The sequence below is a fragment of the Microbulbifer maximicatervae (SeqCode) genome (assembly GCF_052468295.1).
Window position 1 is genome coordinate 806901 of the sequence record NZ_CP174340.1, and the last position, 26402, is coordinate 833302.

Below are 26402 nucleotides of genomic sequence, written 5' to 3' on the forward strand. Positions count from 1 at the left end.
AAACTTTGTCTGTGGAAGCTGGATATAATCTTATTCCAGATAAAAACAGATAAGGGCTGTGGTTGTTCCCCAGCTGTAGAACCGGCCTTCCGGAGAGGAACAGTTAATGAGTATTTTTTCCCATTCCGCCTACGATAAACACGAACAAGTGGCGTTTTACCAAGATGCAAAGAGTGGCTTGAAGGCCATTATCGCGGTACACAATACGAATTTGGGTCCTTCACTGGGTGGCTGCCGCATGTGGCCCTACGCCGACGATGGCGAGGCCCTGAATGATGTTCTTCGCCTTTCCCGTGGTATGACTTATAAGTCTGCGATGGCTGGTCTCAAGTTGGGTGGTGGCAAAGCCGTAATTATTGGTGATCCGCGCAAGGAAAAGACTCCTGAGTTGCTGCGCGCTATGGGTGAATTTATTAATACCTTGGGCGGCCGTTATATCACTGCTGAAGATTCTGGCACGAGCGTGGCGGATATGAGTGTTATCGGTGAGACAACCGAGTTTGTTTCCGGCCTGTTTGCGGGCTCCGAGTATGGTGGTGATCCTTCCCCTTCGACTGCTTACGGTGTGTTTGTCGGCCTGAAAGCTGCGGTAGAGCACCGCTGGGGCAAGACTGACCTGACCGGCTTAAAAGTGTCTATTCAAGGCGTGGGCAACGTTGGTTTCCGCCTGGGTAAACTATTGAAGGATGCCGGTGCGGAACTGTTTGTCACCGATATTTTCCAAGACAATATCGATCGTGCGGTTACCGAGCTTGGTGCCATAGCCGTAACTGCCGACGAAATCTTTGACCTGGACGTAGATCTGTTTGCCCCCTGTGCAATGGGTGCAATTCTCAACGATGACACCATCAGCCGTTTGAAGGTTCAGGCGATTGCTGGCGCGGCCAACAACCAGTTGGCGGAAGAGCGCCATGCTGAAGTGCTTCGCGAGAAAGGTATTTTGTACGCACCGGACTATGTCATTAATGCTGGCGGTATTATCGATGTTTACTACCAGCAGAAAGGCGATTACGACGCTGCAGAAGTGCGTGCTCATATCGAAGAGATTGGCAACACTATGAAAGAAGTGTTCGAGCGTGCCGATGAAACCGGCCAGACCACCGCTCACGTAGCGGACCGGGTTGCCGAGGAGCGCTTTGGTCACCATACGGTTGTAGGCGAGGCCGAAGACAAGTCTGGTACTGTGGCAGCGTAATGTTTTCAGCGCAGGAGTAGAGCTGGTGACCTGATTCCTTGGGCGATTGTCATCTCGCTTCTCTCTGTGATGTATTGATTTGGGCACTTCGGTGCCCATTTTTTTGCCTGGAATATTTGCTAAATTGCGGTTGGTAAAAGGTTTTGCTGACACTCTGGAGGAAAGCTGGCCTAAACTTGCCATCCTGAAATTGCGGTTTTTTAAAAGGGAGTGACAATATGGACTTGCGTCCGCTACTTATCAGCGTTGCCATCGCTATTACTGGCCTTACCGCTTGCGGAAAGTCTACCGATGATACGCCTCATGCGCTTTCGGTGGATAAGGAAGCAGCAGCCAGTAGTAAGGCTGCTGCATCCGATAAAGAGGCGTATGTCCCGCCACCCAAGTTGGAGATTCCTTTCCATAAGGAAGTATTGCCCAATGGCCTGACGGTGATTGTGCATGAAGACCACAAAGCCCCCGTTGTTTCTACCAATCTTTGGTACAAAGTAGGTTCTAAGGATGAGCCGCCAGGTAAAACCGGATTTGCTCATTTATTTGAGCACTTGATGTTTAACGGTAGCGAAAACTTCCCAGGGGAATATTTCGAACCCTTCCAGCGCTCTGGGGCCACCGATATGAATGGCACCACCAGCAATGACCGCACCAATTATTTTGTCACTGTGCCCAAAGGCGCCCTGGATATGGCGCTGTGGATGGAGTCCGACCGAATGGGGCATTTTAAAGGTGCAATTACCCAGGAGGTTTTGGATGAGCAGCGCGGTGTTGTAAAGAATGAAAAGCGCCAGGGGGAGAATGCACCTTATGGCAAAGCGTTCGATATTATTGCCAAGAGCACCTTCCCCAAAGGACACCCCTATTCGTGGACGCCGATTGGCTCGATGGAGGACCTGGACAACGCCAGTCTTGAAGATGTCAAAAAATGGTTTGAGGACCATTATCAGCCCGCTAATGCAGTTTTGGTAATTGCGGGTGATGTTACGGTCAAAGATGCGATGGCCAAGGTGCGCAAATATTTTGGTGATATCCCGAGCACAGGGGTGCAACCGCGCATTAAGAATTGGGAACTACCCACCCAAGTGAAAAAGAGGGAGGTGGTTTACGACCAGGTGCCTCAAACGCGAATTTACAAGGTTTGGAATGTGCCCGCAGTGGGTAGCGAAGTGGAAGACGCGCTGGAATTAATGACTTCCCTTCTCGCCAATAGAAAAAACTCTCTTCTTTACCGCCGTTTGGTTCGTGATGAGCAAGTGGCTACCAGCGTCAGCGCTTTTTATTACGGCCGTCAGCTTGCAGGGCAGTTGATGATTATCGTCGACGTGAAACCGGGGCAGTCTGTAGAAAAAGTTGAAGACTTACTGAATAAAGAATTAAAGCAATTCGCAAAAAATGGTGTGAATGCGGATGAGCTGCGCCGGGTTAAACAGAGTGAGTTTGCCGGGCTGGTAAAGGGATTGGAAAAAACCGGTGGTTTTGGTGGTAAGAGTGACATTCTTGCCCAGTCGGAGTTTTATTTCGGCGATCCCGGAGCCTTGATAGAAGGCGTGGAGGATTATGCAAAAGTATCCGCTCTCGAAGTTCAGGAAGTGGCTGAGCAGTGGTTAAAAGAGGACTCCTACACCTTAATTATGGAGCCGAAGCAGAAGTATACGGCAGCGGCGGAGGGTGCTGACCGCAGCAAGCTCCCCGAGGTAGACAAAAATGTAGAGCTGGAACTGCCAAAACAAAAAGAATTTACCCTCAAAAATGGATTAAAGGTTGTTCTGGCCGAACGCCACGATACTCCCGTGGTACTGATGAATCTGCAATTTCGCAGTGGCGCCTCCGCAGATAAAAATAAGCCGGGTCTGGCTTCAGTTGCGGCGCAAATGCTGAATGAAGGTGCGGGTGATCTGGATAGCCTGGAATTTAGCTCTCGCTCAGAAGAGCTTGGTGTAAATATTGGTGGTGGTAGCGGCCTTGATTATAACAATATCAGCATGAGTGCCCTTAAGACGCAGCTGGAGCCATCGCTGGAGCTATTTGAGAAGGTGGTTACTGAACCTCGTTTCCCAGAGTCCGACCTGGAGCGGGTTAAGTCCAATCGCCTGGATGCAATAGCCCAGGAAAAAGCCCAGCCTCAGGGCTTGGCTATGCGTGAACTGCCGCCGCTGCTATTTGGAGAAAACCACCCTTATGGCTCTCCCTTGACGGGATCGGGTACTCCCGAGGGAATTAAGTCGATAACCCGTGAGGATCTGGTTAATTTCCAAAAGACCTGGGTGCGTCCGGATAATGCAACCCTGACGATCGTGGGGGATGTTACTGAAAAAGAAATAGAGCCTCTGCTGAATGAAACTCTCGGAAAGTGGACTGCTCCTAAATCAGAGCTTCCCAAAATTGAAGTTGCCAGGGTACCTCGCCCGGAAAAGGCTCGAGTTTATTTGCTCGACCGCCCCGGCGCACAACAGAGTTATATTATGGCAGGTCTGCTGATGCCGCCTTGGCAGCCGCAGGGCGCTGAAGCTTTTGATGCGATGACAAATATTATTGCCGGAAAGTTTACGTCCAGGGTCAATATGAATCTTCGTGAGAACAAGCATTGGTCCTATGGTGCCCGCGCGGTTTCCCTCGATACAGAAGGGCAGCGTCCTTATATCCTCTTTGCTCCTGTGCAAACTGATAAAACAGCTCCAGCTATTAAGGAATTGGTAAAAGAGTATGAGGAATACTTAGGAGAGCGTCCTATTACTGCAAAAGAGCTTGAGGACTACCAAAATGATGAAGTCCTGAAGCAAAGTGCTCGATTCCAGACCAAAGGGCAATTGCTTTCCAGTATTAATTGGCAAGTAGAGAAGGGGCTTCCAGAGGAATACATTGCCGAATATCCACAGCGGGTTTCAGCACTGAATAAGGAAAAAGTGGAGGCCTCCGCGAAGGAGTATCTTGCGCCAGATCAATTCACCTGGGTGATTGTTGGGGATCTGAGTAAGATTAAAGGCGAGGTTGAAGCCTTGGATATTGGCCCCGTTGAGGTGCTTCCTGCAAAGGACTGATTGAAATTATTTCCCCGCCCTGTTTGGGCGGGGAAATAGGGTTTAAGCTTTAAAACTGGGGCGCTCTTTAAGTTGTTCACGCCACCTGATTAGGTGAGAGTGCTTGGACGGATCGGGTCGAAGGTTTTGCACTTTGCCGAAATCCAGTCCGCAAACCATGCTGATATCGGCCACTGAAAAATAGTCACCAACCAGGTATTCATGGTCTGAAAGGTGATTGTCGAGGGTATCCATAAACTTCAGGGCTCGTTTGCCTGAATCCTCACCAAAATCGGGGTAAACATTCATCCGGTCCTTAAAGAAACCGGAAACGTGCTGGAAACACATCCCGACAGGAAACATAAGGTTAAAGTCGGCACGGCGATTCCACATTTCCACCAGTGCTTTTTCCTTGGGGGTGCGGCCGAAGAGTGGTGGCTCTGGGTGTAGCTCCTCAAAATAACGCTGAATGGCCACTGATTCCGCAATGTAAGTGCCGTCATCCAGCTCCATTACGGGTACTTTTTTATTGATATCTTTGCTTCGAAACTCTGAGCTAAGATTTTCCCCTTTTGTAATATCTATTCCGACATATTCTGCATCCAACCCCTTTTCTGCCATAAACATGCGAACACGTCGACAGTTTGGTGCTGCTGCGAACTCATAGATTTTCATAGAGGCTTCCTCTCGCTTGGGTAATTGCGTAGATTGTGCGATCTTGGTAAAGGACGTTGAGAATCTAAAAGAGATCTACTGGGGACGACAATGACAACAAAGACCAACCGAAGCTACTTTGTCAACCGCGCAGCCGCCGTGGCTTTGTCGGTATTTGCCGGGCTTTTCAGTTTGCAGGCGAGTGCTGAGAGCATTGCAATTTACGCTGGCAAATTATTTGATAGCAGTAATGGAAAATTATTGGAAGACCGCACCATTCATATTGTCGATGGGCGGGTTGAGTCGGTGCAGAAAGGGTTTGCCAAGCGCGATCGAGAGCGCTTGGTCGACTTGAGAGAATATACGGTATTGCCAGGTTTGATGGATATGCACAGCCATCTCACTTACGAGTTTGGGCCGCGTGCTTATATGGAGTCTTTCAGCTGGAATACTGCTGATTTTACCTTGCGCGGCGTGGATGCTGCTCATCGCACTCTACAGGCTGGGTTTACCACGATTCGGAATCTTGGTGATCATGACAACGTGACTGTGAGTTTACGTAATGCAATCAACAAAGGCCTGGTGGAAGGTCCGCGTATTTATACGGCGGCAAAGACAATCGCAACTACCGGTGGGCACGCTGACCCCACCAATGGGCTCAGGCAGGACTTGATGGGGAACCCTGGCCCGGTGGATGGTGTTATTGATGGGCCGATCAGCGCGCGCAAAGCGATTCGTCAGCGCTATAAGGATGGCGCTGACCTGATCAAGATCACCGCGACTGGTGGAGTCTTGAGTGTGGCAAAGAGCGGCCAGAACCCTCAATTTATGCAGGATGAGTTGGAGGCAATTGTTGAGGCTGCTAAGGACTATGGTTTCACGGTTGCAGTACATGCCCACGGTAAGGAGGGAATGATCCGCGCAATTCGTGCTGGAGTGGACTCCATTGAGCACGGCACCTATATGGATAATGAAGTGATGGACCTGATGCGCCGTAACAACACCTGGTTTGTGCCGACTCTAATGGCTGGCGAGTGGGTGACAGAAAAATCGGCGATTGAAGGCTTCCTGCCGGACCTGGTGCGCCCGAAAGCCGCGACTATGGGGCCTTTAATGCAGGATACTTTTAGCCGCGCTCACAAGCGCGGAGTAAAAATTGCATTTGGAACCGATACCGGTGTTACCCGTCACGGCGATAATGCCCGTGAATTTTTACTGATGGTGCAGGGTGGAATGAGCCCGGCCGATGCATTGCGTTCAGCGACTTGGAATGCGGCCCAGCTGCTGCAAGTACAGGATGAACTGGGCAGCATTAGCGAGGGCAAGATAGCCGATATTATCGCTGTGGCTGGAAATCCCCTGGAAGATATTTCGGAAATGCAACGGGTTCTGTTTGTAATGAAAGAAGGCGTTATTTACAAAGAGTCCAGCGAGCTGCCAAGTGATGTGTTTCTTGGGCAAGATATCAGCGGTTAGCCGGTAGAGAAGAACGGCAGTGAAACAGCAAGGCTGTTGGTGCTGTTTCACTGCTGACAAGACATTAGCTACTACGGTGCAGCAGGGAAGAATCGAAATGCGCTGTGAGTATATTCAAGCCCCGAATGGCCCCAAGCGCCGTGTATCCTTCCTGCTTTCGTATGTGAGTAGCTATTGCTCCGTATTAGTCCTCGAGTTCGTATACCAGATCCAGATTGACGGTAAGTGTGGTTTCTCCCGGTGAAATGGGGGTGGAAGCGCTGTCTGCCAACTTGGCCCTTTCAGTGAACATCATGGGGCGTGGCATACCGCCGTTGCCATTTTCTGAAATACTGACAATGCGACGCACTTTTGTACCCAGCGCTTTGGCGTACATTTCTGCACGCTCCTGGGCGTCTTCAAGGGCTTTTTCCCGGGCTTTGGCTTGAACTGGAGCAGGTTCACCAATTTCGAAGCTCGGACCGTTGATCTGGTTGGCTCCAGCGGCAGTAAGATTGTCCAAGACCTTGCCGAGTTCATCCAGTTTGCGAACCTTCACGCTGACGGTATTTCGCGCGGTGTAACCAGTGATTCGGGGTTTTTTGTTTTGCTGGTACTGGTAGCGCGGAGACAGGTTAACGCCTGTGGTTTGAATATCTTTCTTGTTGATACCCGATTTTTTGATGGCGGCCATTAAAGACTCCATCTGATTGGCGTTATCGCGCATTGCCTGTTTGCTGTCCTCTGACTCGGTTACCACTCCGACAGAAATTTTTGCGATATCAGGAACCTGGCTTGCCTCCCCCCGTGCAGCGATGGATACCATAGTCCCCCGGTCTTCTGGAGCCCGCTCGTTACCACAGGCGGTGGCGAGCAGGGCGAGAAGGGAAATTACTGAAATTTTTACTGCTTTCATAACGCGTCCTTATCCATTGAGTGCTAATTGTTGCGACGAAAATGGCGCCATTATTTTATGATTGAATCCTGAACCGCAGCTGAGCCAGTGTGCCTTTTAGGTGTGAAATATGCTCTAGCCGCGGTGGTAAAAATCACTCTGTCCTCTTAGCTCTGAAGCTTTAAGAGTTAAAAACCTGCTGGTAAGTTTCATCCTTATCGTGATAGATGGCGAATCCCAGCCTGAGAAACTGTTGTCGGCGATCACACAGAACTGCTCGAGCCTTGAGTTCTTCCTGAACCCTCTGTGAGATTTCTGGTTGTGAGCAGTCAAATGTGAAAAAGTGGCCGTGACCTTCTTCCAGATCATGATAAATCAAGTTGTTGCGATTCAAGATAGGGTGGTCTGAGCTATCCATGCTATTCAGGAATCGGGTTTGCGCATTGAGAACGTAGCCGTGTATTTTCTCGATGGTAATGCCTTCGCGATGGAATAAATCGAAAATAGCCAGGGCTTTGTAGAGTGTTGAATAGTCCATGGTCGCCCCGGCAAAGCGCAGCCAATTGTCGCTATATCCGACTTCTCCCGAGCGATTCTCCAGCTCAGCCATTTCTGCGAACCAGCCGGTATTTACAGGGCGCAGTGTACAGTTCGCAGGAATTGTCATAAAACACAGGCCTTCACCGGCGCCTAGGTACTTATATGATCCTGCCGTAAAAAAAACCTTGTCTGCAACGGTTGAAAGATCGATTGGGCGGGCAAAAAAACCGTGATATCCATCGATAACGAATTGTGTGTCATGCGGTTTCTGTGCCGCAACCTCCAGTAGCCGGGGAAATACCACACCGGAGTCAAAAAATACCAGGCTGGCATAGGCCAGATGGTATTCATTTTTATGTAGTTCGTTCTCAAATCTTTCCGCCAGAGTGGCGTAGGGTTCTTTGGCAACTCTCGTTACCTCTACTTGAGGAAGCTCTTCCAGACGCTGTAGTTGGCGGGTAAAACTGTAGAACTCTCCGTCTGTAGTGAGAATGCGCAATGGTTTACTGGGGTCGAATGAACTCAGTAGCCGATACACTAGTTCATGGGTATTTGGGGCTATAGCGATCAGGTCTGCCCTGGGTAATTTGAGGGATTTTGCGATCGCCGCTTGCCATGAGGGTATCTTCTCCTCAAAAATTGGCCCCCATTTCTCATCGGCCAGAAGTGCTGAATCGCGCCAGTACTGTTGAACTGCATCAAGGGTAACATCGGGCCAGTAGTGGTGGGAGTGGCAAGCCATGTGCAGCATGGAAGAGGGGCTGCCACTGGGCGCCTGAAGGAACTCGCGATAGAATTTTTTATACATATGCGTTTAGCTTTAAAAAGCCGATTTATTTGTTATGGGCTGATTGTAGAGCTTGGCAACAAGAAGGAGTAGAGGGTGAAGTACTTACACACCATGGTTCGCGTAACCAATCTGGATGAATCTCTGGCGTTTTACTGTGAAAAGCTGGGCCTGCAGGTCGTTAGTCGAAATGATTATGATAAAGGGCGTTTCACCCTAGTGTATCTCGCAGCCCCCGAGGATCTTGAAGCGGCCAGGGAGAATAAGGCCCCGACATTGGAACTCACTTACAATTGGGACCCGGAAAGCTACACTGGCGGGCGGAATTTCGGACACCTGGCATATCGGGTAAATGATATTTACGGGGTGTGCCAACGCATGATGGATCAGGGAGTGGTCATCAATAGGCCTCCGAGAGACGGCCATATGGCATTTCTTCGCTCCCCAGATGGGATTTCCATTGAGTTGCTGCAAAGTGGAGAGCCCCTCCCACCCCAGGAGCCCTGGATGTCTATGGCAAATCAGGGTGAGTGGTAGTCCGGGATAGTTGAAACCTGAGATAAATTCTGACGGCCAAGAAAAAGAGAGAGTGAGTGAAAAATACCAGTTGTATTCTACTGGCCGGAGAGACGGCTGCGCGGCGCATACGTGAAGAGGGATTGTCCCAGAGACAATTTTCGACGCTGGTCGGCGCTTCCGGCGGTCCCAAGTGGCTGGTGATTAGCCAGTTGGATCGGGTATTGATGGGGGAGTTCTTCAAGGAGCGGAGCGAGCCAATTGTCACCTTGGGATCATCTATCGGTAGTTTTCGCAACATGTGTTACGCAATGGCAGAGCCGCTGTCAGCACTTGAACGATTAGAGCATCACTACATCTACCAAGCCTATTCTGACAAGCCCTCACCAGAGGAGATTACTGCCGGCGGTCGCAAGATGCTGCAGGCAGTGTTGGGTGCTGAAGGTGCGCGCGAGGTAGTGGAAAATCCCATTTGGCACAGCCACTTTGTGGCGGTCAGGGGCAGGGGGCCACTGGCCAGTGAAAACAAGGCGCTGTTGGCGCCGGCATTACTTGCCTCGGCACTGGCAAATGCTGTATCTCGCAACAGCCTGAGCGCTTTTTGGGAGCGGGTGGTTTTTCATTCGCAAGAGTCGGCAGGCATTCACTTCCAGAATCTGAGCACCGAAAATATTCCGCTTACCGAGCAAAATACCTGTGCTGCTGTACTGGCCAGTGGCTGTATCCCTTTGGTAATGACAGGGGTGCAGACACCGGAGGGAGCTCCACAGGGTAATTATCGCGATGGCGGTATCACCGATTACCACTTTGATCTGCGCTTCCGCCACCCCCAGGGCCTAGTGCTCTACCCGCACTTTTTCCCCTATATGGTGCCCGGCTGGTTTGATAAAGGGCTCTCTTGGCGACGGGTTCGCGGAGATGCCATGCAATCCACTCTGGTTGTGGCTCCCTCGCCCAAATTTGTTGCCTCCTTGCCCTATGGAAAAATTCCAGACCGCAATGATTTCTACAAGCTCGACCGTGAAGACCGTTTGAAGTACTGGGGGCGGGTGGTTGATCTCAGTCGCCGGGTGGCAGATGATTTTTATGAAATTTGGCAAAGTGGCCGAGCGGCTGAGCATTTAATTGAGGTGGGTGCGGAGGATGTCCCTCATATGTTGGAGCAGGTCAGGGCAGCATAGGTATGGTGCAGGAATTTAACAGTCCCCAGGAAGAGTACCGCACAACCCAGGAGAGGGTTTATTTTCAGGTGCGGGATGCCATTCTGCGGGGAAAGTTTTTGCCGGGTAGGGCGATTACTATCCGGGGTCTGGCCTCGGAACTTAATTGCAGTCCAATGCCGGTTCGCGAAGCGTTGCGTCGCCTGACCTCGGAGCGGGCCCTTGAGCTGTCAGATACCCGCCGGGTCAGAGTGCCGACAATGACCCCGGAAAAACTGGCAGAGATCTGTGCCGCTCGTGTGGCCCTGGAGTGTCAGGCCGCTGAACAGGCCCTGCCATTGGTCGGGGATGCAGAATTAGCGCAACTTCGGGAGCTGGATGAGCGTGTAACAGAAGCTCTCGCTCAGAAAGACATCGAGCGCTATGTAACCACTAATCTGGAATTTCACTTTACCCTTTATCGCCTGGGGCAGCCCCATATCATCCTATCCCTGATCGAGAGCCTGTGGCTACAGACAGCTCCCCTCCAGCACTTGGTTTTCCAGCGCTTTGGCGTGCAGGAGTTGCCAGACCGGCATCAAGATCTGCTCGAAGCTATTGCCAGTAAAGATGAGTTGAAGGTGCGCAAAGCCATTCAGCAGGATATTGAAGAGGGGCTCGGCTCTATCTCTGCAGAGGAGCTGCTGTAGCGGCTCCTTCCCCCCCCCCCAGTTGACTATTTAGTTCCCTTTTTTCTCCTCGCACTGGCGCGATTCGACCTTATGTTTTCGGTAAGGGCAGATAGACCTTGCGCTTCTGTCGATGGCCCCACTAGAATGTGATCACAAATTAGTGGTAACGATTTGGCCTTTTGAGCCCGATTGGTGGGCGCTGAGCAAGGCCTGTGAAAGCCAGGAGAGAAATATGAACAAGACTGAGCTGCAGCAACACGACCGTGAGCACCTGCTACACCCATTTACTGACTTCCATGACTTGGGCCAGCAGGGGACCCGTGTGATTACCAGCGCCGAGGGCGCTTACATCACCGATATTGATGGCAACAAAATGCTTGATGGCATGTCAGGCCTCTGGTGTTGCAACCTCGGCTACAGCCGCAAAGAAATCAGCAATGCGATCTACGAGCAGCTGAATACCCTGCCTTTCTATAACAGCTTCTTCCAGTGCACTACGGTGCCCTCGATTGAATTGGCCGACGCCCTGGCTGAAGTGACCCCGGCGCATATGAACAATGTGTTCTTCACGGGTTCCGGTTCCGAGGCAAATGATACTAACCTGCGCCTGATCCGCCGTTTCTGGGATATCCAGGAAAAGCCGGAGAAGCGCATCGTTATTTCCCGTAAGAATGGCTATCACGGCTCTACCATTGCCGGTGCCAGCCTGGGTGGTATGAGTGGTATGCACAAGCAATTCCAGCCGCTCGACTACATTGAGTACGTACAGCAGCCCTACTGGTTTGGTGAGGGCGGCGATATGTCTCCAGAGGAGTTTGGTATCCAAGCGGCTCGCAGCCTGGATGAGAAAATCCAGGAGTTGGGCCCGGATAATGTTGCGGCGTTTATCGCTGAGCCAATCCAGGGTGCTGGCGGCGTAATTATCCCGCCGGAAACTTACTGGCCGGAAGTCAAGAAGGTGCTGGACCAGTACGACATTCTGCTGGTGATGGATGAAGTGATTTTTGGTTTCGGTCGTACCGGTGAGTGGTTCGGTGCCGACTATTACGGCATGAAGCCCGACCTGATGACTTTCGCCAAAGCAGTAACCAACGGTTACTTCCCCCTGGGCGGTACCATGGTGAGTGATCGTGTCGCTGAGGTGATCAAAACCAAAGGTGGCGAGTTTACCCACGGTTACACCTACTCCGCGCATCCGGCTGCCTGTATGGCAGGTCTGGCAACTATCAATATTCTGCGCAACGAGAAGATTATCGAGAATGTCCGCGATGTAACCGGCCCCTACCTGTCCAAGCGTTGGGCTGAACTGGCGGAGCATCCGATCGTTGGCGAAACCCGCAGTTTGGGTATGGTCGGTGCCTTGGAGCTGGTAAAAGATAAGGCCAGCCGCGCTCGTTTTGATGATGACTGCACCGCTGGTGCGGTATGTCGTGACCTGAGTATCAAGCACGGTTTGGTGATGCGCGCCGTTGGCGATGCCATGGTTATCGCACCACCGCTGATTATGACCACTGAACAGGTCGATGAGCTGGTAGAAAAAGCGCACCGCGCCCTGGACGACACTGCTAAAGCACTGGCGTAACATAGCGGCAAGATACTCTGTTGTAGAGGCGGTCTGATACCCCCGTTTTCCATAGTTTGAATGGAAAAGCGGTGTTGGGCCGTCTCTGCGTTTAGATTGGATCACCCCAGGCACCTTATGTCTCAAGAAAAAGAATTCACTGCCCAGCCCGATCTGCTGGAGCAGTCGCAAAAATTCCTGGCAGAGCACTCGGACCTAAAGTGGATCGAAGGCTTTATGTTCGATATCAATGGCGTGCCGCGAGGGAAGTGGTTGCCGGCAGAAGCTGCGGAGAAATTGCTCAAGGGCAGTCTGCAAATGCCGCGTAGCGCGGTCAGTCTCGATATCTGGGGGCGGGATATTGAAGACAGCCCGCTGGTATTTGCCAGTGGAGACAGCGATGGCGTTTGTCTGCCGGTTTCGCCTATTAGCCTGGCGCCCTGGCATCGCGAGTCCACCGCCCAGCTGCATATGCAGTTGCATGAGGCAGATGGCTCCTCTCTCTATGCCGATCCCCGCAGCCAGTTGCAACGCGTGGTAGAGCGTCTCGGTAAACTGGGTTATACCGCCGTGTGTGCGACCGAGCTGGAATTCTATCTGCTCCGCGATGAGGTGGATCATCTGGCGCGTCCGCGCCCGGTTAGCGATAACGACGCCGAGTTGGTGCCTTCCACCGACGTATACGATCTGTCCGAGCTCAATGCACAGCGACACTTCTTTGCCGATGTGCGAGCTGCCTGCGAGGCACAGGGTATTCCCGCAGATTCAGTATTGTCGGAGTGTGCGCCGGGACAGTTTGAAATCAACCTGTTGCACAGTGCCGATCCCGTTAAAGTGGCAGACCAAACATTACTGTTTAAGCGCTTGTTAAAAGGGGTGGCGCGCAGTCACGGCTTCCGCGTGAGTACCATGGCCAAGCCTTTCGGGGATCAGGCGGGTAACGGAATGCACGTGCATATGAGTTTGATCGACGCCAATGGAAAGAACGTTTTTGATGACGGTTCTGACACTGGCTCCGATTTACTGCGTTATGCCGCAGCAGGAATGCTGGCGACAGCCAACGATGCGATGGCGTTTTTCGCACCTCACAGCAACTCTTATCGTCGCTTCCAGGAGAGCTCTCACGCACCGCTGAATCTCTGCTGGGGCTACGATAATCGCACTACAACTTTGCGTGTGCCCGCCAGTGATCCTGTGGCGCGGCGTATCGAGCACCGTATTGCCGGGGCGGATGTAAACCCCTATCTGGTGTTAGCTGCGATTCTCACTGGTGTGTGTCATGGCATTGAGAACCAGATGGAAGCGCCTGCACCCGTGGAAGGCGATGCCTATCAGGTGGAGAGTGAGAAGTTGATCAATACCTGGAGTGGTGCACTGGAGCGCTTTGAGCAGAGCCCTTTGTGGCGCGAGTATCTTGATCCACGCTTTGTGGAATTGTTCTCTCTGTTGAAAAGACAGGAGCAAGCAGAGATAGCTGCCCGCGTTACCGATGTTGAATACCAGAGTTATCTGCATCGGGTATAAAGATTGGCGGTGTGCTTTAGCGCCGATTGCCGTTTTAGTGAACGGCTTTCACGACAGGAGAGTTAGTGGGGGTATTTCCTCTGCTATACCTAAATTTAAGTGCGTAATGTGCTTGAAACTCTCCTCCTGAAAGTGTGTTCGAGAAATCTGGCCCGCCTTTTGGCGGGCATTTTTTTATTCTCGATTGACTTATTTCCACTTCCTGTTCGTATTAATCCCTTCTTTTAAAGTCGCCATGGCTTGAGTGTATCGAATGACACGGTGTGCGGTTGCTGGGCTTTTGTTGCTATTTTGGCTTGCGAGCACACATCCTTGGGCCAGGATACCAAGAGTGTGGACCGCTTCCGCCTAGCAGTCATTTCTCCGCCAGTGTATTCTTCCGCTTTACCAGCGAGACACCCCAGACGGTCGGTTCTTAGACGTTGGCATTCGCAGAATGTCTGTGCGAGAGCGGATAATGTTATGGGGTATAAGAATATTGCAGATGGGGAAACTATGACCGCCTTGGGAAATTGTGCAGACGGTCCAACGGCTGGCGAGACGCAGCCACTAAAAATATGCCTTTTGGGGTATCGCAGCAATCCACACAGTGGTGGTCAGGGCATCTACCTGCGCTACCTGAGCAAAGCACTGGTTGATGCTGGTCACTCCGTGGATGTTATTTCTGGCCAGCCCTACCCAGAACTCGATGAGCGCGTAAAACTCATCAAAATGCCAGGGTTGAACCTCTATGAAGTTGAGCGTCCAGCGCGGGCCTTGAAACCTCGCCACCTGCTGTCGTGGGCGGATTTTTTTGAATGGTGGAGTAAGCTTACCGGCGGTTTTGCCGAGCCTTATACCTTTGGCCGTCGGGTAAATAAATACCTGCGCAAGCACGGCAAACAATACGACATTGTTCACGATAACCAATCACTGTGTTACGGCTTGCTGGATATCGAGAAAAATGGATTGCCTGTTGTCGCGACAATTCATCACCCCATTACCCGGGATCGTCAACTGGCATTAGATGCCGCCCCCGATTGGCGTTTTCGTTTGCTGGTACGTCGCTGGCATAATTTTTTGAATATGCAGATTAAGGTATCGCGGAAACTTCGCCATATAGTGACAGTTTCCAAGCAATCTGAGCGGGATATTATCGAGCAGTTTGGCGTAGCTCCCGAGCAGATTCACCTAATTTACAACGGTATTGATACGGAATTATTTAACCCAGGGGCAGAAAATAAGCGCTTGTCTCTGCGAATTATGACCACCGCATCGGCAGATCAGCCCCTCAAAGGTCTGCGCTTTTTATTACAGGCGTTGGCGGAACTGCGCCAGGAATATGAAAACATAGAGTTGTTGGTGGTTGGCAAATTACGCGAAGGTGGCGCCACGGAACGCTTGCTTCACGATCTGGATCTTCAGGAAAGGGTTCAGTTTGTCTCCGGTATTTCTAACGAAGAACTGGTCGATAATTACCGCAAGGCTACAGCGGTAGTTTGCCCATCGCTCTACGAGGGGTTTGGTTTACCTGCCGGGGAGGCAATGGCATGTGGTGCTCCGGTAGTATCCAGTGACGGGGGTGCCTTGCCTGAGGTGGTTGGGGATGCCGGAATCGTGGTCCCTGCAGGAAATCACGAAGCTTTGGCCAATGCCCTGCGCCAGGTTTTATCCAGCGAAGCGCTGCGAAAAGAACTCAGTGAGAAAGGTCGCCAGCGCATTGAAAATAAATTTTCCTGGAAAATCGCTGCAGAGAGTTTGGTGAAATATTACCGGGAAATTCTCGGACATACATTGGCGGAACAACCCAGCAGTCATGAAATAGAAACTCCGAATATGCGCAGTGCGGAGGCGGCTTAATGATTACTGTAGATCCCCAGCACTTAAATCTTCGCCCTGGCCAAAAAGTCCTCGACTTGGGGTGCGGTGAAGGGCGCCATTCCATCCACTTGATGATCACCGATGATGTCGATGTTTACGGCATTGACCTGTGTTTTGATGATGTGCGCACTGCCAGTGAGCGAGCGGAACCTTTCCGCTCTCCCGAGCACTCAAAGGGTCGCTTGCAGTTCGGAGTTGCCAATGGCTTGCAACTACCATTTGCCGATGGGAGTTTTGATGTGGTTATCTGCTCAGAGGTACTTGAGCATATCCCCGATTACAAGTCTGTCCTGGCTGAGATTAACCGGGTATTAAAACCCTCCGGTATTTTTGCCGCGACAGTACCGGCATTTTTTCCCGAGTGGGTGTGCTGGAAACTCAGCGATGAATACCATCAGGTTGAGGGTGGGCATATCCGAATATTCCGCGAGCGCGAGCTGCGAGAGGATATTGAAAGGCTGGGACACCACTATTTTGCCCGGCATAAGGCCCATGCGTTACATGCACCTTACTGGTGGTTAAAGTGTTTGTTTTGGGACAAGCCCGATTCCCGTTTGGTCTCTGCCTATCACCGCCTGTTGGTGTGGGATCTGATGAAGAAACCAGCCTTTACCCGGATTCTCGAAAAACTATTGAACCCGCTGTTGGGAAAAAGTATCGCTCTCTATTTTGTGAAACCTGCCGGGTCGACACAACGAGTAGATACGCCTCTCTCTCTGCCTGAGGGAGCTGAAGCATGAGTAAAGTTTCTGTGCCGGCAAAAGCTTCTGGCCTTTTCCCTGAAGGATTTATCCAGGATAGCGCCGCCTATATTCTCTCCCAACAGCTCCCCGATGGTTCAATTCCCTGGTTTAAAGGGGGTTATGCCGATCCCTGGGATCATGTTGAGGCCGCTATGGGGCTCGCCATTGCTGGAGAGTTCAGTGCTGCTGAAAACGCCTATTGCTGGTTGGCTGAGATTCAGCTGGAAGACGGCAGCTGGTGGGCCGCTTATAAAGATGGCGATATTGACAACCGGGAGCGCCGTGAAACCAATTTTGTTGCCTATGTGGCAACAGGAATTTGGCAATACTTTCTGATTAGTAGAGACACACTGTTTTTACAGCGCTATTGGCCGATGGTGGAGCGTGCAATCGAGTTTGTATTGCGTTTGCAAACGGAATTTGGCGAAATTCATTGGGCGGTAGATTCAGAGGGTGCCCCTATGGAAGATGCCCTGATCACTGGTTGCTCCTCCATTTATAAAAGTCTGGAATGCGCAATTAATATTGCCCACCAGCTAGGGGTTGCTCGCCACCAATGGATACTTGCCCGGGAAGCTCTGGGTGATGCGCTGCGCAATAAACCGGAGCGCTTTGATCGCACCTGGGAAAGCAAGGCGCGCTTTTCAATGGACTGGTTTTATCCCGTATTAACCGGTGCCTTTTCTGGTGAAGCAGCGCAGTTGCGTCTTCAGCAGCGCTGGGATGAGTTTGTCGTGGCTGGTTTGGGTTGTCGTTGCGTCAGCGATGAGCCCTGGGTGACGGTGGCTGAATCTTGCGAACTTACTATGTCCCTAATCGCTGCTGGCCAGCGTTCGCGGGCGGAAATTTTGTATCGCGGTTTGCACCGTTGGCAGGATAAAGATGGGGGCTACTGGACCGGTTATGTCTACCGGGATGAGGCCATCTGGCCGGAGGAAAAAACCACCTGGACTGTAGGGGCCATGCTTTTGGCTGCCGATGCGCTCGCCGGATTAACGCCAGCGAGCGAGCTGTTTACATCGGTGCGCCTGCCCCTAAATGCGGCGCAGGATTCCCAGGGTGTCGACAGTTTCGACGAGCTCGAATTGAGCGGAAGCCAGGGCTAGCTTGTAAATATCGTAGGGCGCTTGGCCGCCATCGGCGGGGTCCGGGAAAATGTCGTGGATCGCCAGGTAGCCACCGGGCACGATATGGCGGGACCAGCTGCGATAATCGGTCATGGCCGCTTCCAGGGAGTGGCCGCCGTCAATAAATACGAGACCCAAAGGGGTATTCCAGCAGCGTGCAGCTGTTGCGGAGGGGGCGACGACGGGAACAACCCAGTCATCCAATTCAGCCGCGCGAATATTCGCGCGGAAAGTGCGAAAACTGTCCATTAAATTGACCTGGCCATCAAACAGTTCGGGATCGTGATACTCCTCTCCGGGCTGGTGCTCTTCAGATCCTCGATGGTGGTCCACGGCGAACAGGACGTTATCGGTCAGCTTACAGGCACTGGCCAGGTAAATTGATGATTTGCCGCAGTAGCTGCCCACTTCAAGACAGGGACCCAGTGAGCTGGCTTCAGCTGCCAGGTGGTAGAGAGCTTCCCCTTCATGGGCGGCGAGGAAACCTTTAATTGCTCGAATATCAATAGGTAGATTTAGGGACATGGGTAAACGCTTGCTATTTTTCGTGGCCGAAACACTAAACTGCCACTAATACAAAAGCAATTGGGTTTTTACTCAGGGCTCCGTAAATCCCATAAAATATAAGTAGAAATTAAAATATGCGTAAGGATCACAGGCCCTATTGGCTCAAGCGACTGCAGCTGCGTTGGCGAAAATGGCGAACAGAGTATTTCCTTCTGCCGCAATTCGATGCGGTTGGGGTTGAGCCGGAAGTGATGGACCCAAGTTCTGTCCATGTTTTTGGCGGAAATGTTCGGCTCGGAAATTACCCTCACTTAATCTCTAACAACGAGAAATGTATTCGCTTTACCACTTTTGGACACAAGGGCGGAGAGGCATTTATTACTGTTGGTGATTTCGTATTGATCTCTCCAGGGGTACGTATTTCTGCGGCTCAATCTATTGAGATTGGCGATGCCTGTATGATCGCTGCTAATGTGTATATTTCCGATTCTGATTGGCATGGACTCTACAATCGCACGCGGCCCTTTCGTTGTACCTCCCCGGTGCGCCTGGGTAACAATGTTTGGATTGGAGATAGTGCAACCATCTGCAAAGGTGTCACTATCGGTGATAATTCTGTAGTGGGAGCCGGCAGTATCGTCACCAAGGATGTTCCCGCAAATACGGTTGTTGCAGGTAATCCGGCAAAACCCATTAAATCAATTAATCCCAAGCGGCGAATGATTACGCGGGAGGCATTATTTGCCGATGCCTTTCGCCAAGCGCATAATCTGGATGAATTGGATAAGATGATGTTGGGTGGGAACACCTTGTTAGGCTGGTTGCGCTCGGTATTCTTTCCCCGCCGTAGCGATTGAATGTGCAAGTATTAATAAAATGAAAAAAAGAAAAAGTATTGTCCTGATTGGAATGCCCGGCGCCGGTAAAAGTACGCTGGGGGTGTTGTTGGCAAAGGAACTGGCACTGGGGTTTACAGATACTGATGTTCTGATCCAGTCCAGGGAGGGCAAGACTTTGCAGCAAATTATGGCCGAAAGTGACTATCTTAATCTCCGCGCCATTGAAGGGGAGGTATTAGCCGAGGCCACCCTCCCCAGTGATGTTATTGCCACTGGAGGAAGCGCCGTCTATAGCGAAGAGGGTATGGCGAATCTACGCAGTCAGGGTGTGGTAGTGTTTCTTCAGTGTTCAGCGGAGGAACTGCGCCGGCGTATCCACAATTATGAAAGCCGTGGCATAGCGAAGGCGCCCGGGCAGTCTTTTGCGGACTTATTTGAAGAGCGACAGGCCCTTTACCGGCAATATGCAGAAATAACGGTGGATTGTGACAGTAAATCACTGCAGGAAACGCTTGATCATTTACTTGATGCGCTGCGGGAGCTTGCAGAGTAACCGAAATTTTCTCAGTAAGCCCCATGCGTTAAAGCAAGGGGCTTTACTTTTCACACTTTTGGCTTAAAGTGGCAGCTGGGTGGTGTACTTCACCTGCTTGAGGGCAAAGGTGGAGTTGACTGAGGCCACGTTTGGCAAGTGTACCAGAGAGCGCTTCAGTAATTGCTCATAGTGTTCCACACTATCCACTACAACGCGCAGGACATAGTCTTTGTCTCCGCTGGTGGAATAGCACTCTACTACCTCCTGGACATCCTGAACTGCTGATTCAAAGTTGTTCAGGGATTCCTCATCGTGATTGTGGATGGTAACGTAGCAGTATACGGTAACACCCAGATCCAATTTGCGTGGGTCCAGCAAGGTAACACGGCCACGGATAATACCTTCGGCTTCCAACCGCTTGATTCTGCGCCAGCAGGGAGTATGCGAAAGACCGACTTTATCGCCCAGCTCTGCCATGGAGTAATCTGCGTTCTCCTGCAGCGCTCGCAGAATCTTACGGTCAAAATCATCCAGGTCTGTCGAACGCTTCATAAAGACTCCTATCCTATAAAAATTATCTATATCGAAACTTCTATCACAAATTTACGCATATTTGCGCGAATAAAGCAATGCTCTATTGCGCTTAACGAACTAGTATGACCTGACTAAACCGTTTCGGGATAGGTGCAGTGTGCCCTCAGCCGCTCTGGGACTTTGCGGCAAATATAAAAACAGGCGCATCTGACCACGGAAAACGGACTATTCGGAAGAATAATGACTAATAACTCGAACCGGGTTTCGAGAAGAATAATTAACCGGAAGTAGGTGTATGACTGAAAAAGTAACCAGTCCTCAAAGTACGGCGGATTCCCAAGTAAAAAAACAGGTTTCATTGGACGACCGCTACACCATGCTCAAGGGCCGTGTGCTCCTTTCAGGTATCCAGGCCCTTGTGCGCTTACCCATAGACCAGATGCGAATGGACCGGGATCGCGGCCTCAATACCGCGACTTTTATCTCCGGTTATCGGGGGTCTCCCTTAGGTGGCTACGACCTGCAGTTATCCAGGGCGAAAAAACTGCTGGGAGAGTACAACATCCGTTTCCAGCCTGGCGTCAATGAAGAGTTGGCGGCTACGGCAGTTTGGGGTTCCCAGCAGGTGGGCTTGTTCCAGGGCGCAGAAGTGGATGGCGTCTGCGGGATTTGGTATGGCAAGACACCGGGTGTCGACCGCTCCTGCGATGCATTTCGCCATGCCAACGCCGCTGGCTCCTCTCCCAAAGGTGGCGCACTGATCGTTGCTGGCGATGACCACGGTTGTAAGTCATCCTCCTATCCAGGGCAGTCTGAATTTGCCTTTGTGGATATGCATATTCCAGTACTTAACCCTGCCACCGTGCAGGAAGTGTTGGATTATGGTCACTATGGGCTGGAGCTGTCTCGCTTTAGCGGTTGCTGGGTGGCAATGATCACCCTGGCAGAAAATATGGATAGCTCTGCGACCGTGGAAGTGGACCCTGAGCGGGTTAAATTCCACTACCCGGATATTGAACGTCCCGAGGGCGGCCTGAATATTCGCAAGCAGGATAACCCTCTCGAGCAGGAAGAGCGCCTGTGGCGCTACAAGCGACCTGCTGCGCTGGCTTTTGCCCGCGCCAATAAACTCAACAAGGTTGTACTGGAAAACCCTGAGGCGAGCCTCGGCATCGTCACCACCGGTAAGGCCCATCTGGACTTGATGCAGGCCTTCGAAGACATGGGTATCGATGAGCAGAAGGCCAAGCAGCTCGGTATCCGAATTCTTAAAGTGGGTATGACTTACCCGTTGGATGTACCGGGTATCCAGGAGTTTGCTCGTGGCTTGGACACGCTGCTGGTGCTTGAGGAAAAACGCAGTTTGATGGAAGTACAGCTGAAAGAGGAACTGTACAACGTCCACGTGAAGGACCCAAATTTCCCGCGTATTCTCGGTAAAGTAGACGATAGTGATCAGCCGCTGATGCCCGCTTATGGCGAGCTGTCGCCAGCGATTATTGCCCAGGTATTGGGTTTTGTTTTGGGTGAGGACAAGTTGGATGAAGGCGGCAAGCACCGCTTGATGCGCCTCAATGCCCTGGCTGAACGTATTTCCCAGCAGACGGGCTCAAGCGTGTCTCGCTTGCCTATGTTCTGTGCCGGCTGCCCCCACAACCGTTCCACCAAGGTGCCAGAAGGAAGCCGAGCCTTAGCAGGTATTGGTTGTCACTATATGGCTCAGTGGTTGGATAGGGAGACTTATACCTTCACCCAAATGGGTGCCGAAGGGGTCAACTGGGTAGGGCAGGCGCCGTTTACCAGTGAAAAGCATGTCTTTGTAAACCTGGGTGATGGTACCTATTTCCACTCCGGTATTTTGGCGATTCGCGCTTCCGTGGCTGCCAAGGTCAATATCACTTATAAGATCCTGTTTAACGATGCAGTCGCCATGACCGGCGGCCAGCCCCACGATGGTGAGTTGGCTCCGGATATGATCTGTCGCCAAGTTTTGGCGGAAGGGGTTCAGAAAGTTGTCCTGGTGATGGATAACCCGGATAAATACAAGGGTGCGCTGTCCTTCCCCAGTGAAGTTGAAATTCATCACCGGGATTACTTGCCCGTTGTAATGGATGAGCTGCGTGAGGTTGAAGGTTGTACCGTTATTATTTACGACCAGACCTGTGCCACCGAACTGCGCCGCAAGCGCAAGCGCGGGCTACTGCCTAAAGCCGAGGGGCGCCCCTTCATCAACGAGCTGGTGTGTGAAGGCTGTGGAGACTGCGTCCAGCAGTCGAGCTGTATCGCTGTTGAGAAAGTGGAAACGGCGCTGGGCGACAAACGCAGGGTAAACCAAACCGGCTGTAACCAGGATATGTCCTGCGTTAACGGCTTCTGCCCCTCATTTGTCACGGTGAAAGGAGGCAATATTGCCAAGGGCGCCGGGGTAGGCGACGTTTTGCGAACTGAAGCGGCCAAGTTGCCCTCGCCACAGCTTCCGGGCTTACAGCAGCCGTATAACTTCCTGGTTACCGGCGTTGGCGGTACGGGTGTAGTGACCATTGGCGCCTTGCTAGCGATGGCGGCACATATCGAGGACAAAGCGTGCAGCACCCTTGATCAGACGGGATTGGCTCAGAAGGGCGGAGCGGTTTACTCCCATATTCGCTTTGCGGCTGCGCCCGAGTCTTTGCAGGCGGTACGTATTTCCGACGGTCGTGCCGATGCCTTAATGGCCTGTGACCTGATTGCAGCCGGCAATGTGGCAGCTTGTTTGGTTAAACTGGATAAATCGCACAGTCGCGCGGTAGTGAATACCCACTTGAGCCCAACGGCGGCAACGGTTCTCGGGCGTGAGGATGTCCACTCACCGCAAGCGGTATTGGATACGGTGAGTGGCGCGGTTAATGAGCTCAGCTCAGTAGAAGCGCATCGCCTGACCAAGGCAGCTCTGGGTGATACGCTCGCCGCCAACATTTTTATGCTCGGCTACGCCTGGCAGAAAGGGTTGATTCCGCTAACTGAAGCCTCCCTGCTGGAAGCGATCCGCTTAAACGGTGTCGCTGTGGAAGGAAATCTGCAGGGATTTGCTGCAGGGCGGTTGGCGGCAGAAAATCGCAACGCTCTGGACAAACTGTTAACCCACGAAAAAGTTGCAGTAGAGGCACCACAAACTCTTGAAGCGATTGTGGCTCACCGGGTGGAGCACCTCACAGGTTATCAAAATACGGACCTCGCCGAGCGTTACCGCAGTTTGGTCGATACGGTGAAATCTGCTGAGATTTTAAAAGTGCCCGGGAATGTCCAGTTGGCCGAGGTGGTTGCGCGCAATTATGCAAAATTGCTTGCCTATAAGGATGAGTACGAGGTGGCTCGCCTATATACCGATAGCCGCTTTACCGAATCGCTAAAAGAGAACTTCAGTGGTGACTTTACCCTGGAGTTCAATTTGGCTCCCCCTTTACTGGCGCGCTTCGATAAAGCCTTGGGGCGTCCCCGCAAAATGAAATTTGGCGGTTGGATGTATAAGGCATTTGGTGTTTTGGCGAAGCTGAAGTTCTTGCGTGGATCGGCGCTTGATATTTTTGGCTATACAGCTGAGCGAAAAATGGAGAGGGCACTGATTAGCGAATATGAAGAATTGGTTAAGAAAGTTCTGGGCCAATTAAATTCGCAGAATCACGCTGCTGCAGTTGAGCTACTTCAATACCCGGATATTATCCGGGGCTACGGCCCAGTGAAAGAGGCCAATATTGAGAAAGCGAAAGAGCAGCGAAATATCGCATTAAATCGATTTGAAAACCCGGTTCGGGATATAAAACTATCAGCGGAGGTTGAGGTTTTTGACCCAGCTAAGGCACAGCAAGTAGGTTAATTGCCCGTTTGATAAAGTGGCTCAAGGACTGTCTTGAGCCACTTTATAATCCCCTACCAAACCCCTTGTAGTCGTATGGCGAATTGGTTGGTTTTGTCTCCAGTAAAATCGTTGTCGCCTAGGGTGATGTTCATCATTACCCGAACTTTGGGGTTGAAGTAATAGTTTACCCCTAACGTGAGATTACTTGCTCGCAGCTGGTGGAAATTGCGGTTTTCTATAGTTTGGTATCTTGCGGCAACTTCCCATGCGCCTTCTGGGGGGGATGGTTTAATTGACTTAAAAACCCCTTTCTTGTCGTCATATGGTTTGTGCTGCCCGGTAATTGCCCAGCTTCCCAAAATGTACCAGGAGTGAACATCCTGCCCGCCAATAAAGCACCCGGTGATAGGGTCACAGAAAAAATTCGGAGGCAAACCGAAAAACTCTTCATAGACCAATTCTGAGAGATATATTTTTCCTGAAAAGTGCCCGTAGGCGTATTCCGCCTGACCAAATAAGGGACCGTAGGTTGCAGCCAGCTCGAAACCGGTAATATTGACCCGCCCCCCACCGTCGCCGAGAAAAAATTCATCGTCACCAAAATCGCCAAAAAAATTAACTGATCCACCAGGTGAGATGGCTATAAGTTGCTCTGGCCCCCGCCGGCCCGCATAGGCGACCTCAGCAATAATATCAGGTGTATCTTGGTTAGCTTTTTCGTAACTACGGGATACACCCAGGTGAACGGTTGATATGGAGTCGCTGATTGGAGCCCAGGTTAATCGAGTTGCGGCGCCAAACCCCGAATTGCGTGGGTCACCGGGGTTTCGCAAGTTGAACAGGGTAAAACCGAAGGTATGGCAGCACCATTGTTTATCCCATTTGATCCCCTGTAAGTAGCCTCGTCCGTCGTAAATACCTGCAGAGCTGGTAAATGCTCGCTCCATAAGTACGAGGTCGTTTGAGCTGGTTAGTTGACTCATTGATCGACTGGGTTTGAAATTGCCAATAGTCAACTTTCCGGTATAGAACCTTGTACTTAAATAAACGTCACGCAACCCTGCGGTTCCACTGGTGGCAAAGTCTCTCTGAAGTTTGTATTCCCACTCCCAGATTTTGCCCCTCATTGTCAATCTAACCCGACGGAAGTCGGTTGTATTGACCGGATCTTCTAGGTCTTTGTCAAAAATGTATGTATCGAAGTGAATCCTTCCGCCGAGTTGTGCGGAGAAATCCCCATCGTCAGAGACAATTTTCAGTCCGCCTTTTGTCTCGGCTTCATCAGCAATAGCCGGGAAGCTAAATAAAAGAATTGATATGGCACAGTATGCTCCCCAGCATTTCATCGGACGCCTCTAGTTGAGAGTTGTCATTGGTCACGGGAAAAGTGCTATTCGAGTTTAGCAATAGAAAAGACTTTGGACGGGGAGGGGGGATGGGACGGCGCAGAAAATCTGCGCCGAGGGTTACTGGACAGTTGATTAAAGGCGTTCTAATTTGTAACCAGTGTCGCCTAGAAACTCGATAACACTGCGTTCGCCCACCAAGTGGCCAGCGCCGACAATGACAAACAGAGACTGGTAGTTTGGCCCCTTAAGGGCAATTTTCTCAGCCATCCTTTCATTGCGATTAAAAAAAAGTGTGTCATAGAGCGGCTTATATTCAGGGTTTTCAGTTAGACCGTCGAGGATAATAAGGCGATTCAAAGCTTCTTCATCTCCTCGCTTCCATGCGCTGGTAAGTTTGGGTAAAAAGGTTGAAATATCCCCAATTTGCTCAAGGGTTTGCTGGAAGAGGAGCGCAGGGTTGTCCAGGTCATTTAACATCTTGAATTGTTGCAAGACACCTTCTAGCTCCAGAACGGATTTCCCATCCTTTTTTGCTTTTTGTAAAAAGTGCCTATCAATGCCTAGTTCTGGGTTGAGGCCGTGGGCCTGCATCTCAATCATGCTCATAGAGATCATGGCTATGGCGGGACGCTGCCGGATAAACATAGCCTCGGGCATACTACGTTTTCGCATCCACGACTTCAGTTGGCTGTATATCGCGGGTGGAAGTTCGTCTTTTAAAGTTCGTTCACCTTGGTAGATAGACTCCATCATGATTCGCTGCTGTAACAGGCTGTCGCCTTCTGCAGCGAGAATGTCAGCCTCGACGGCAATGGCATCACTATTGGAGTAGGCCTGTTCAATTTTTGGTCTAAGAGGGTAAAAGTCCTCAGTTGCCAAGTGAACCGAGCCTAATAAGTAAACGGTTTTATCATCTTTAGTTGCTTTCCAGAAGATGCCTTTATCGCTCTCAGCGGCTGAAGCTCCTATTGTTAGTAGAAGCAGTGTAAAGGCGAGAAAGTAACTTATTTGTCGCTGAAGCATTGTCGGGTCCCTGAGTAATTTGCCTTTGCAAATACTATCACTAACACCTTCAGGTACCAGAGGGGCTTTTAGGCATCA

General features: G+C 51.2%; 21 protein-coding genes. 14 read left to right on the forward strand and 7 right to left on the reverse strand.

Going from position 1 to position 26402, the window contains the following annotated elements; translation table 11 throughout:
* Nucleotides 1–106 precede the first annotated feature (106 nt).
* Both ACJJIQ_RS03975 and ACJJIQ_RS03980 read left to right on the forward strand, forming a co-directional pair.
* Nucleotides 107–1195: a Glu/Leu/Phe/Val dehydrogenase dimerization domain-containing protein gene (locus ACJJIQ_RS03975; RefSeq protein WP_445363771.1), complete on the forward strand. Its 1089-nt coding sequence runs from the start codon at nucleotides 107–109 to the stop codon at nucleotides 1193–1195.
* 218 nt (nucleotides 1196–1413) lie between these two features.
* Nucleotides 1414–4230 carry a M16 family metallopeptidase gene (locus ACJJIQ_RS03980; RefSeq protein ID WP_445363772.1) on the forward strand — a complete coding sequence of 939 codons (2817 nt, stop codon included), beginning with the start codon at nucleotides 1414–1416 and terminating at the stop codon, nucleotides 4228–4230.
* A 42-nt stretch (nucleotides 4231–4272) separates the two neighbouring features.
* Here the strand turns inward: ACJJIQ_RS03980 and ACJJIQ_RS03985 are convergent, their stop codons facing one another.
* Nucleotides 4273–4884: a glutathione S-transferase family protein gene (locus ACJJIQ_RS03985; protein ID WP_445363773.1), complete on the reverse strand. Its 612-nt coding sequence runs from the start codon at nucleotides 4882–4884 to the stop codon at nucleotides 4273–4275.
* 90 nt (nucleotides 4885–4974) lie between these two features.
* Here ACJJIQ_RS03985 and ACJJIQ_RS03990 point away from each other — a divergent pair, with 90 nt between their 5' ends.
* Complete coding sequence (locus ACJJIQ_RS03990; protein ID WP_445363774.1) at nucleotides 4975–6339, forward strand: metal-dependent hydrolase family protein; 1365 nt, start codon at nucleotides 4975–4977, stop codon at nucleotides 6337–6339.
* A 184-nt stretch (nucleotides 6340–6523) separates the two neighbouring features.
* On the opposite strand, the gene ACJJIQ_RS03995 is transcribed toward ACJJIQ_RS03990, so the two are convergent.
* Both ACJJIQ_RS03995 and ACJJIQ_RS04000 read right to left on the reverse strand, forming a co-directional pair.
* Nucleotides 6524–7234, reverse strand: coding sequence for an SIMPL domain-containing protein (locus ACJJIQ_RS03995; protein WP_445363775.1), 711 nt, complete (start codon nucleotides 7232–7234; stop codon nucleotides 6524–6526).
* 160 nt (nucleotides 7235–7394) lie between these two features.
* Nucleotides 7395–8561 carry a hypothetical protein gene (locus ACJJIQ_RS04000; protein WP_445363776.1) on the reverse strand — a complete coding sequence of 389 codons (1167 nt, stop codon included), beginning with the start codon at nucleotides 8559–8561 and terminating at the stop codon, nucleotides 7395–7397.
* Between the two features lie 75 nt (nucleotides 8562–8636).
* Here ACJJIQ_RS04000 and ACJJIQ_RS04005 point away from each other — a divergent pair, with 75 nt between their 5' ends.
* The 8 genes from ACJJIQ_RS04005 to ACJJIQ_RS04040 all read left to right on the forward strand — a co-directional run bounded on the left by ACJJIQ_RS04005 (nucleotide 8637) and on the right by ACJJIQ_RS04040 (nucleotide 17681).
* On the forward strand, nucleotides 8637–9077 hold the full coding sequence (locus ACJJIQ_RS04005) for a VOC family protein (protein WP_445363777.1): 441 nt from the start codon (nucleotides 8637–8639) through the stop codon (nucleotides 9075–9077).
* A 56-nt stretch (nucleotides 9078–9133) separates the two neighbouring features.
* Nucleotides 9134–10237: a hypothetical protein gene (locus ACJJIQ_RS04010; protein WP_444917742.1), complete on the forward strand. Its 1104-nt coding sequence runs from the start codon at nucleotides 9134–9136 to the stop codon at nucleotides 10235–10237.
* Nucleotides 10238–10239: 2 nt separating this feature from the next.
* Nucleotides 10240–10905: a GntR family transcriptional regulator gene (locus tag ACJJIQ_RS04015; protein WP_282932023.1), complete on the forward strand. Its 666-nt coding sequence runs from the start codon at nucleotides 10240–10242 to the stop codon at nucleotides 10903–10905.
* A gap of 214 nt (nucleotides 10906–11119) precedes the next feature.
* The gene (locus tag ACJJIQ_RS04020; RefSeq protein WP_282932024.1) at nucleotides 11120–12469 is read left to right on the forward strand and encodes an aspartate aminotransferase family protein; all 1350 of its coding nucleotides are present in this window, start codon (nucleotides 11120–11122) and stop codon (nucleotides 12467–12469) included.
* A 117-nt stretch (nucleotides 12470–12586) separates the two neighbouring features.
* Nucleotides 12587–13972 (forward strand): glutamine synthetase family protein, encoded by a 1386-nt coding sequence (locus ACJJIQ_RS04025; RefSeq protein WP_413662690.1) that lies wholly within the window; start codon nucleotides 12587–12589, stop codon nucleotides 13970–13972.
* Between the two features lie 462 nt (nucleotides 13973–14434).
* Nucleotides 14435–15811: a glycosyltransferase family 4 protein gene (locus tag ACJJIQ_RS04030; RefSeq protein WP_444958269.1), complete on the forward strand. Its 1377-nt coding sequence runs from the start codon at nucleotides 14435–14437 to the stop codon at nucleotides 15809–15811.
* Nucleotides 15811–16572 (forward strand): class I SAM-dependent methyltransferase, encoded by a 762-nt coding sequence (locus tag ACJJIQ_RS04035; protein WP_445358026.1) that lies wholly within the window; start codon nucleotides 15811–15813, stop codon nucleotides 16570–16572. Before ACJJIQ_RS04030 ends, ACJJIQ_RS04035 begins: the two co-directional genes overlap by 1 nt.
* Nucleotides 16569–17681 carry a prenyltransferase/squalene oxidase repeat-containing protein gene (locus ACJJIQ_RS04040; RefSeq protein ID WP_445363778.1) on the forward strand — a complete coding sequence of 371 codons (1113 nt, stop codon included), beginning with the start codon at nucleotides 16569–16571 and terminating at the stop codon, nucleotides 17679–17681. Before ACJJIQ_RS04035 ends, ACJJIQ_RS04040 begins: the two co-directional genes overlap by 4 nt.
* Here the strand turns inward: ACJJIQ_RS04040 and ACJJIQ_RS04045 are convergent.
* Nucleotides 17610–18227: a class I SAM-dependent methyltransferase gene (locus ACJJIQ_RS04045; RefSeq protein ID WP_445363779.1), complete on the reverse strand. Its 618-nt coding sequence runs from the start codon at nucleotides 18225–18227 to the stop codon at nucleotides 17610–17612. The genes ACJJIQ_RS04040 and ACJJIQ_RS04045 overlap by 72 nt on opposite strands.
* A gap of 116 nt (nucleotides 18228–18343) precedes the next feature.
* Here ACJJIQ_RS04045 and ACJJIQ_RS04050 point away from each other — a divergent pair, with 116 nt between their 5' ends.
* Both ACJJIQ_RS04050 and ACJJIQ_RS04055 read left to right on the forward strand, forming a co-directional pair.
* Nucleotides 18344–19066: an acyltransferase gene (locus ACJJIQ_RS04050; protein ID WP_445363780.1), complete on the forward strand. Its 723-nt coding sequence runs from the start codon at nucleotides 18344–18346 to the stop codon at nucleotides 19064–19066.
* Between the two features lie 19 nt (nucleotides 19067–19085).
* Nucleotides 19086–19601 (forward strand): shikimate kinase, encoded by a 516-nt coding sequence (locus tag ACJJIQ_RS04055; protein WP_445363781.1) that lies wholly within the window; start codon nucleotides 19086–19088, stop codon nucleotides 19599–19601.
* Between the two features lie 63 nt (nucleotides 19602–19664).
* Here the strand turns inward: ACJJIQ_RS04055 and ACJJIQ_RS04060 are convergent, their stop codons facing one another.
* On the reverse strand, nucleotides 19665–20135 hold the full coding sequence (locus ACJJIQ_RS04060) for an Lrp/AsnC family transcriptional regulator (RefSeq protein WP_020413378.1): 471 nt from the start codon (nucleotides 20133–20135) through the stop codon (nucleotides 19665–19667).
* A 277-nt stretch (nucleotides 20136–20412) separates the two neighbouring features.
* Here ACJJIQ_RS04060 and ACJJIQ_RS04065 point away from each other — a divergent pair, with 277 nt between their 5' ends.
* Nucleotides 20413–23970 carry an indolepyruvate ferredoxin oxidoreductase family protein gene (locus tag ACJJIQ_RS04065; RefSeq protein ID WP_445363782.1) on the forward strand — a complete coding sequence of 1186 codons (3558 nt, stop codon included), beginning with the start codon at nucleotides 20413–20415 and terminating at the stop codon, nucleotides 23968–23970.
* A 53-nt stretch (nucleotides 23971–24023) separates the two neighbouring features.
* Here ACJJIQ_RS04065 and ACJJIQ_RS04070 read toward each other — a convergent pair whose 3' ends face one another.
* Nucleotides 24024–25298, reverse strand: coding sequence for an OprO/OprP family phosphate-selective porin (locus tag ACJJIQ_RS04070; protein ID WP_445363783.1), 1275 nt, complete (start codon nucleotides 25296–25298; stop codon nucleotides 24024–24026).
* 135 nt (nucleotides 25299–25433) lie between these two features.
* Entirely contained in the window at nucleotides 25434–26324 is an 891-nt protein-coding gene (locus ACJJIQ_RS04075; RefSeq protein WP_445363784.1) for a TraB/GumN family protein, read from the reverse strand.
* Nucleotides 26325–26402: the final 78 nt, after the last annotated feature.

Bases quoted from the DNA above. Each gene is read 5' to 3' on its own strand.
- ACJJIQ_RS03975 (WP_445363771.1), top strand. From the start codon at position 107: ATGAGTATTTTTTCCCATTCCGCCTACGATAAACACGAACAAGTGGCG.
- ACJJIQ_RS04015 (WP_282932023.1), top strand. From the start codon at position 10,240: ATGGTGCAGGAATTTAACAGTCCCCAGGAAGAGTACCGCACAACCCAG.
- ACJJIQ_RS04055 (WP_445363781.1), top strand. From the start codon at position 19,086: ATGAAAAAAAGAAAAAGTATTGTCCTGATTGGAATGCCCGGCGCCGGT.
- ACJJIQ_RS04020 (WP_282932024.1), top strand. From the start codon at position 11,120: ATGAACAAGACTGAGCTGCAGCAACACGACCGTGAGCACCTGCTACAC.
- ACJJIQ_RS03990 (WP_445363774.1), top strand. From the start codon at position 4,975: ATGACAACAAAGACCAACCGAAGCTACTTTGTCAACCGCGCAGCCGCC.
- ACJJIQ_RS03995 (WP_445363775.1), bottom strand. From the start codon at position 7,234: ATGAAAGCAGTAAAAATTTCAGTAATTTCCCTTCTCGCCCTGCTCGCC.
- ACJJIQ_RS04035 (WP_445358026.1), top strand. From the start codon at position 15,811: ATGATTACTGTAGATCCCCAGCACTTAAATCTTCGCCCTGGCCAAAAA.
- ACJJIQ_RS04075 (WP_445363784.1), bottom strand. From the start codon at position 26,324: ATGCTTCAGCGACAAATAAGTTACTTTCTCGCCTTTACACTGCTTCTA.
- ACJJIQ_RS04030 (WP_444958269.1), top strand. From the start codon at position 14,435: ATGGGGTATAAGAATATTGCAGATGGGGAAACTATGACCGCCTTGGGA.
- ACJJIQ_RS04070 (WP_445363783.1), bottom strand. From the start codon at position 25,298: ATGAAATGCTGGGGAGCATACTGTGCCATATCAATTCTTTTATTTAGC.
- ACJJIQ_RS04000 (WP_445363776.1), bottom strand. From the start codon at position 8,561: ATGTATAAAAAATTCTATCGCGAGTTCCTTCAGGCGCCCAGTGGCAGC.
- ACJJIQ_RS04040 (WP_445363778.1), top strand. From the start codon at position 16,569: ATGAGTAAAGTTTCTGTGCCGGCAAAAGCTTCTGGCCTTTTCCCTGAA.
- ACJJIQ_RS04025 (WP_413662690.1), top strand. From the start codon at position 12,587: ATGTCTCAAGAAAAAGAATTCACTGCCCAGCCCGATCTGCTGGAGCAG.
- ACJJIQ_RS04060 (WP_020413378.1), bottom strand. From the start codon at position 20,135: ATGAAGCGTTCGACAGACCTGGATGATTTTGACCGTAAGATTCTGCGA.
- ACJJIQ_RS04065 (WP_445363782.1), top strand. From the start codon at position 20,413: ATGACTGAAAAAGTAACCAGTCCTCAAAGTACGGCGGATTCCCAAGTA.
- ACJJIQ_RS04045 (WP_445363779.1), bottom strand. From the start codon at position 18,227: ATGTCCCTAAATCTACCTATTGATATTCGAGCAATTAAAGGTTTCCTC.
- ACJJIQ_RS03985 (WP_445363773.1), bottom strand. From the start codon at position 4,884: ATGAAAATCTATGAGTTCGCAGCAGCACCAAACTGTCGACGTGTTCGC.
- ACJJIQ_RS03980 (WP_445363772.1), top strand. From the start codon at position 1,414: ATGGACTTGCGTCCGCTACTTATCAGCGTTGCCATCGCTATTACTGGC.
- ACJJIQ_RS04050 (WP_445363780.1), top strand. From the start codon at position 18,344: ATGCGTAAGGATCACAGGCCCTATTGGCTCAAGCGACTGCAGCTGCGT.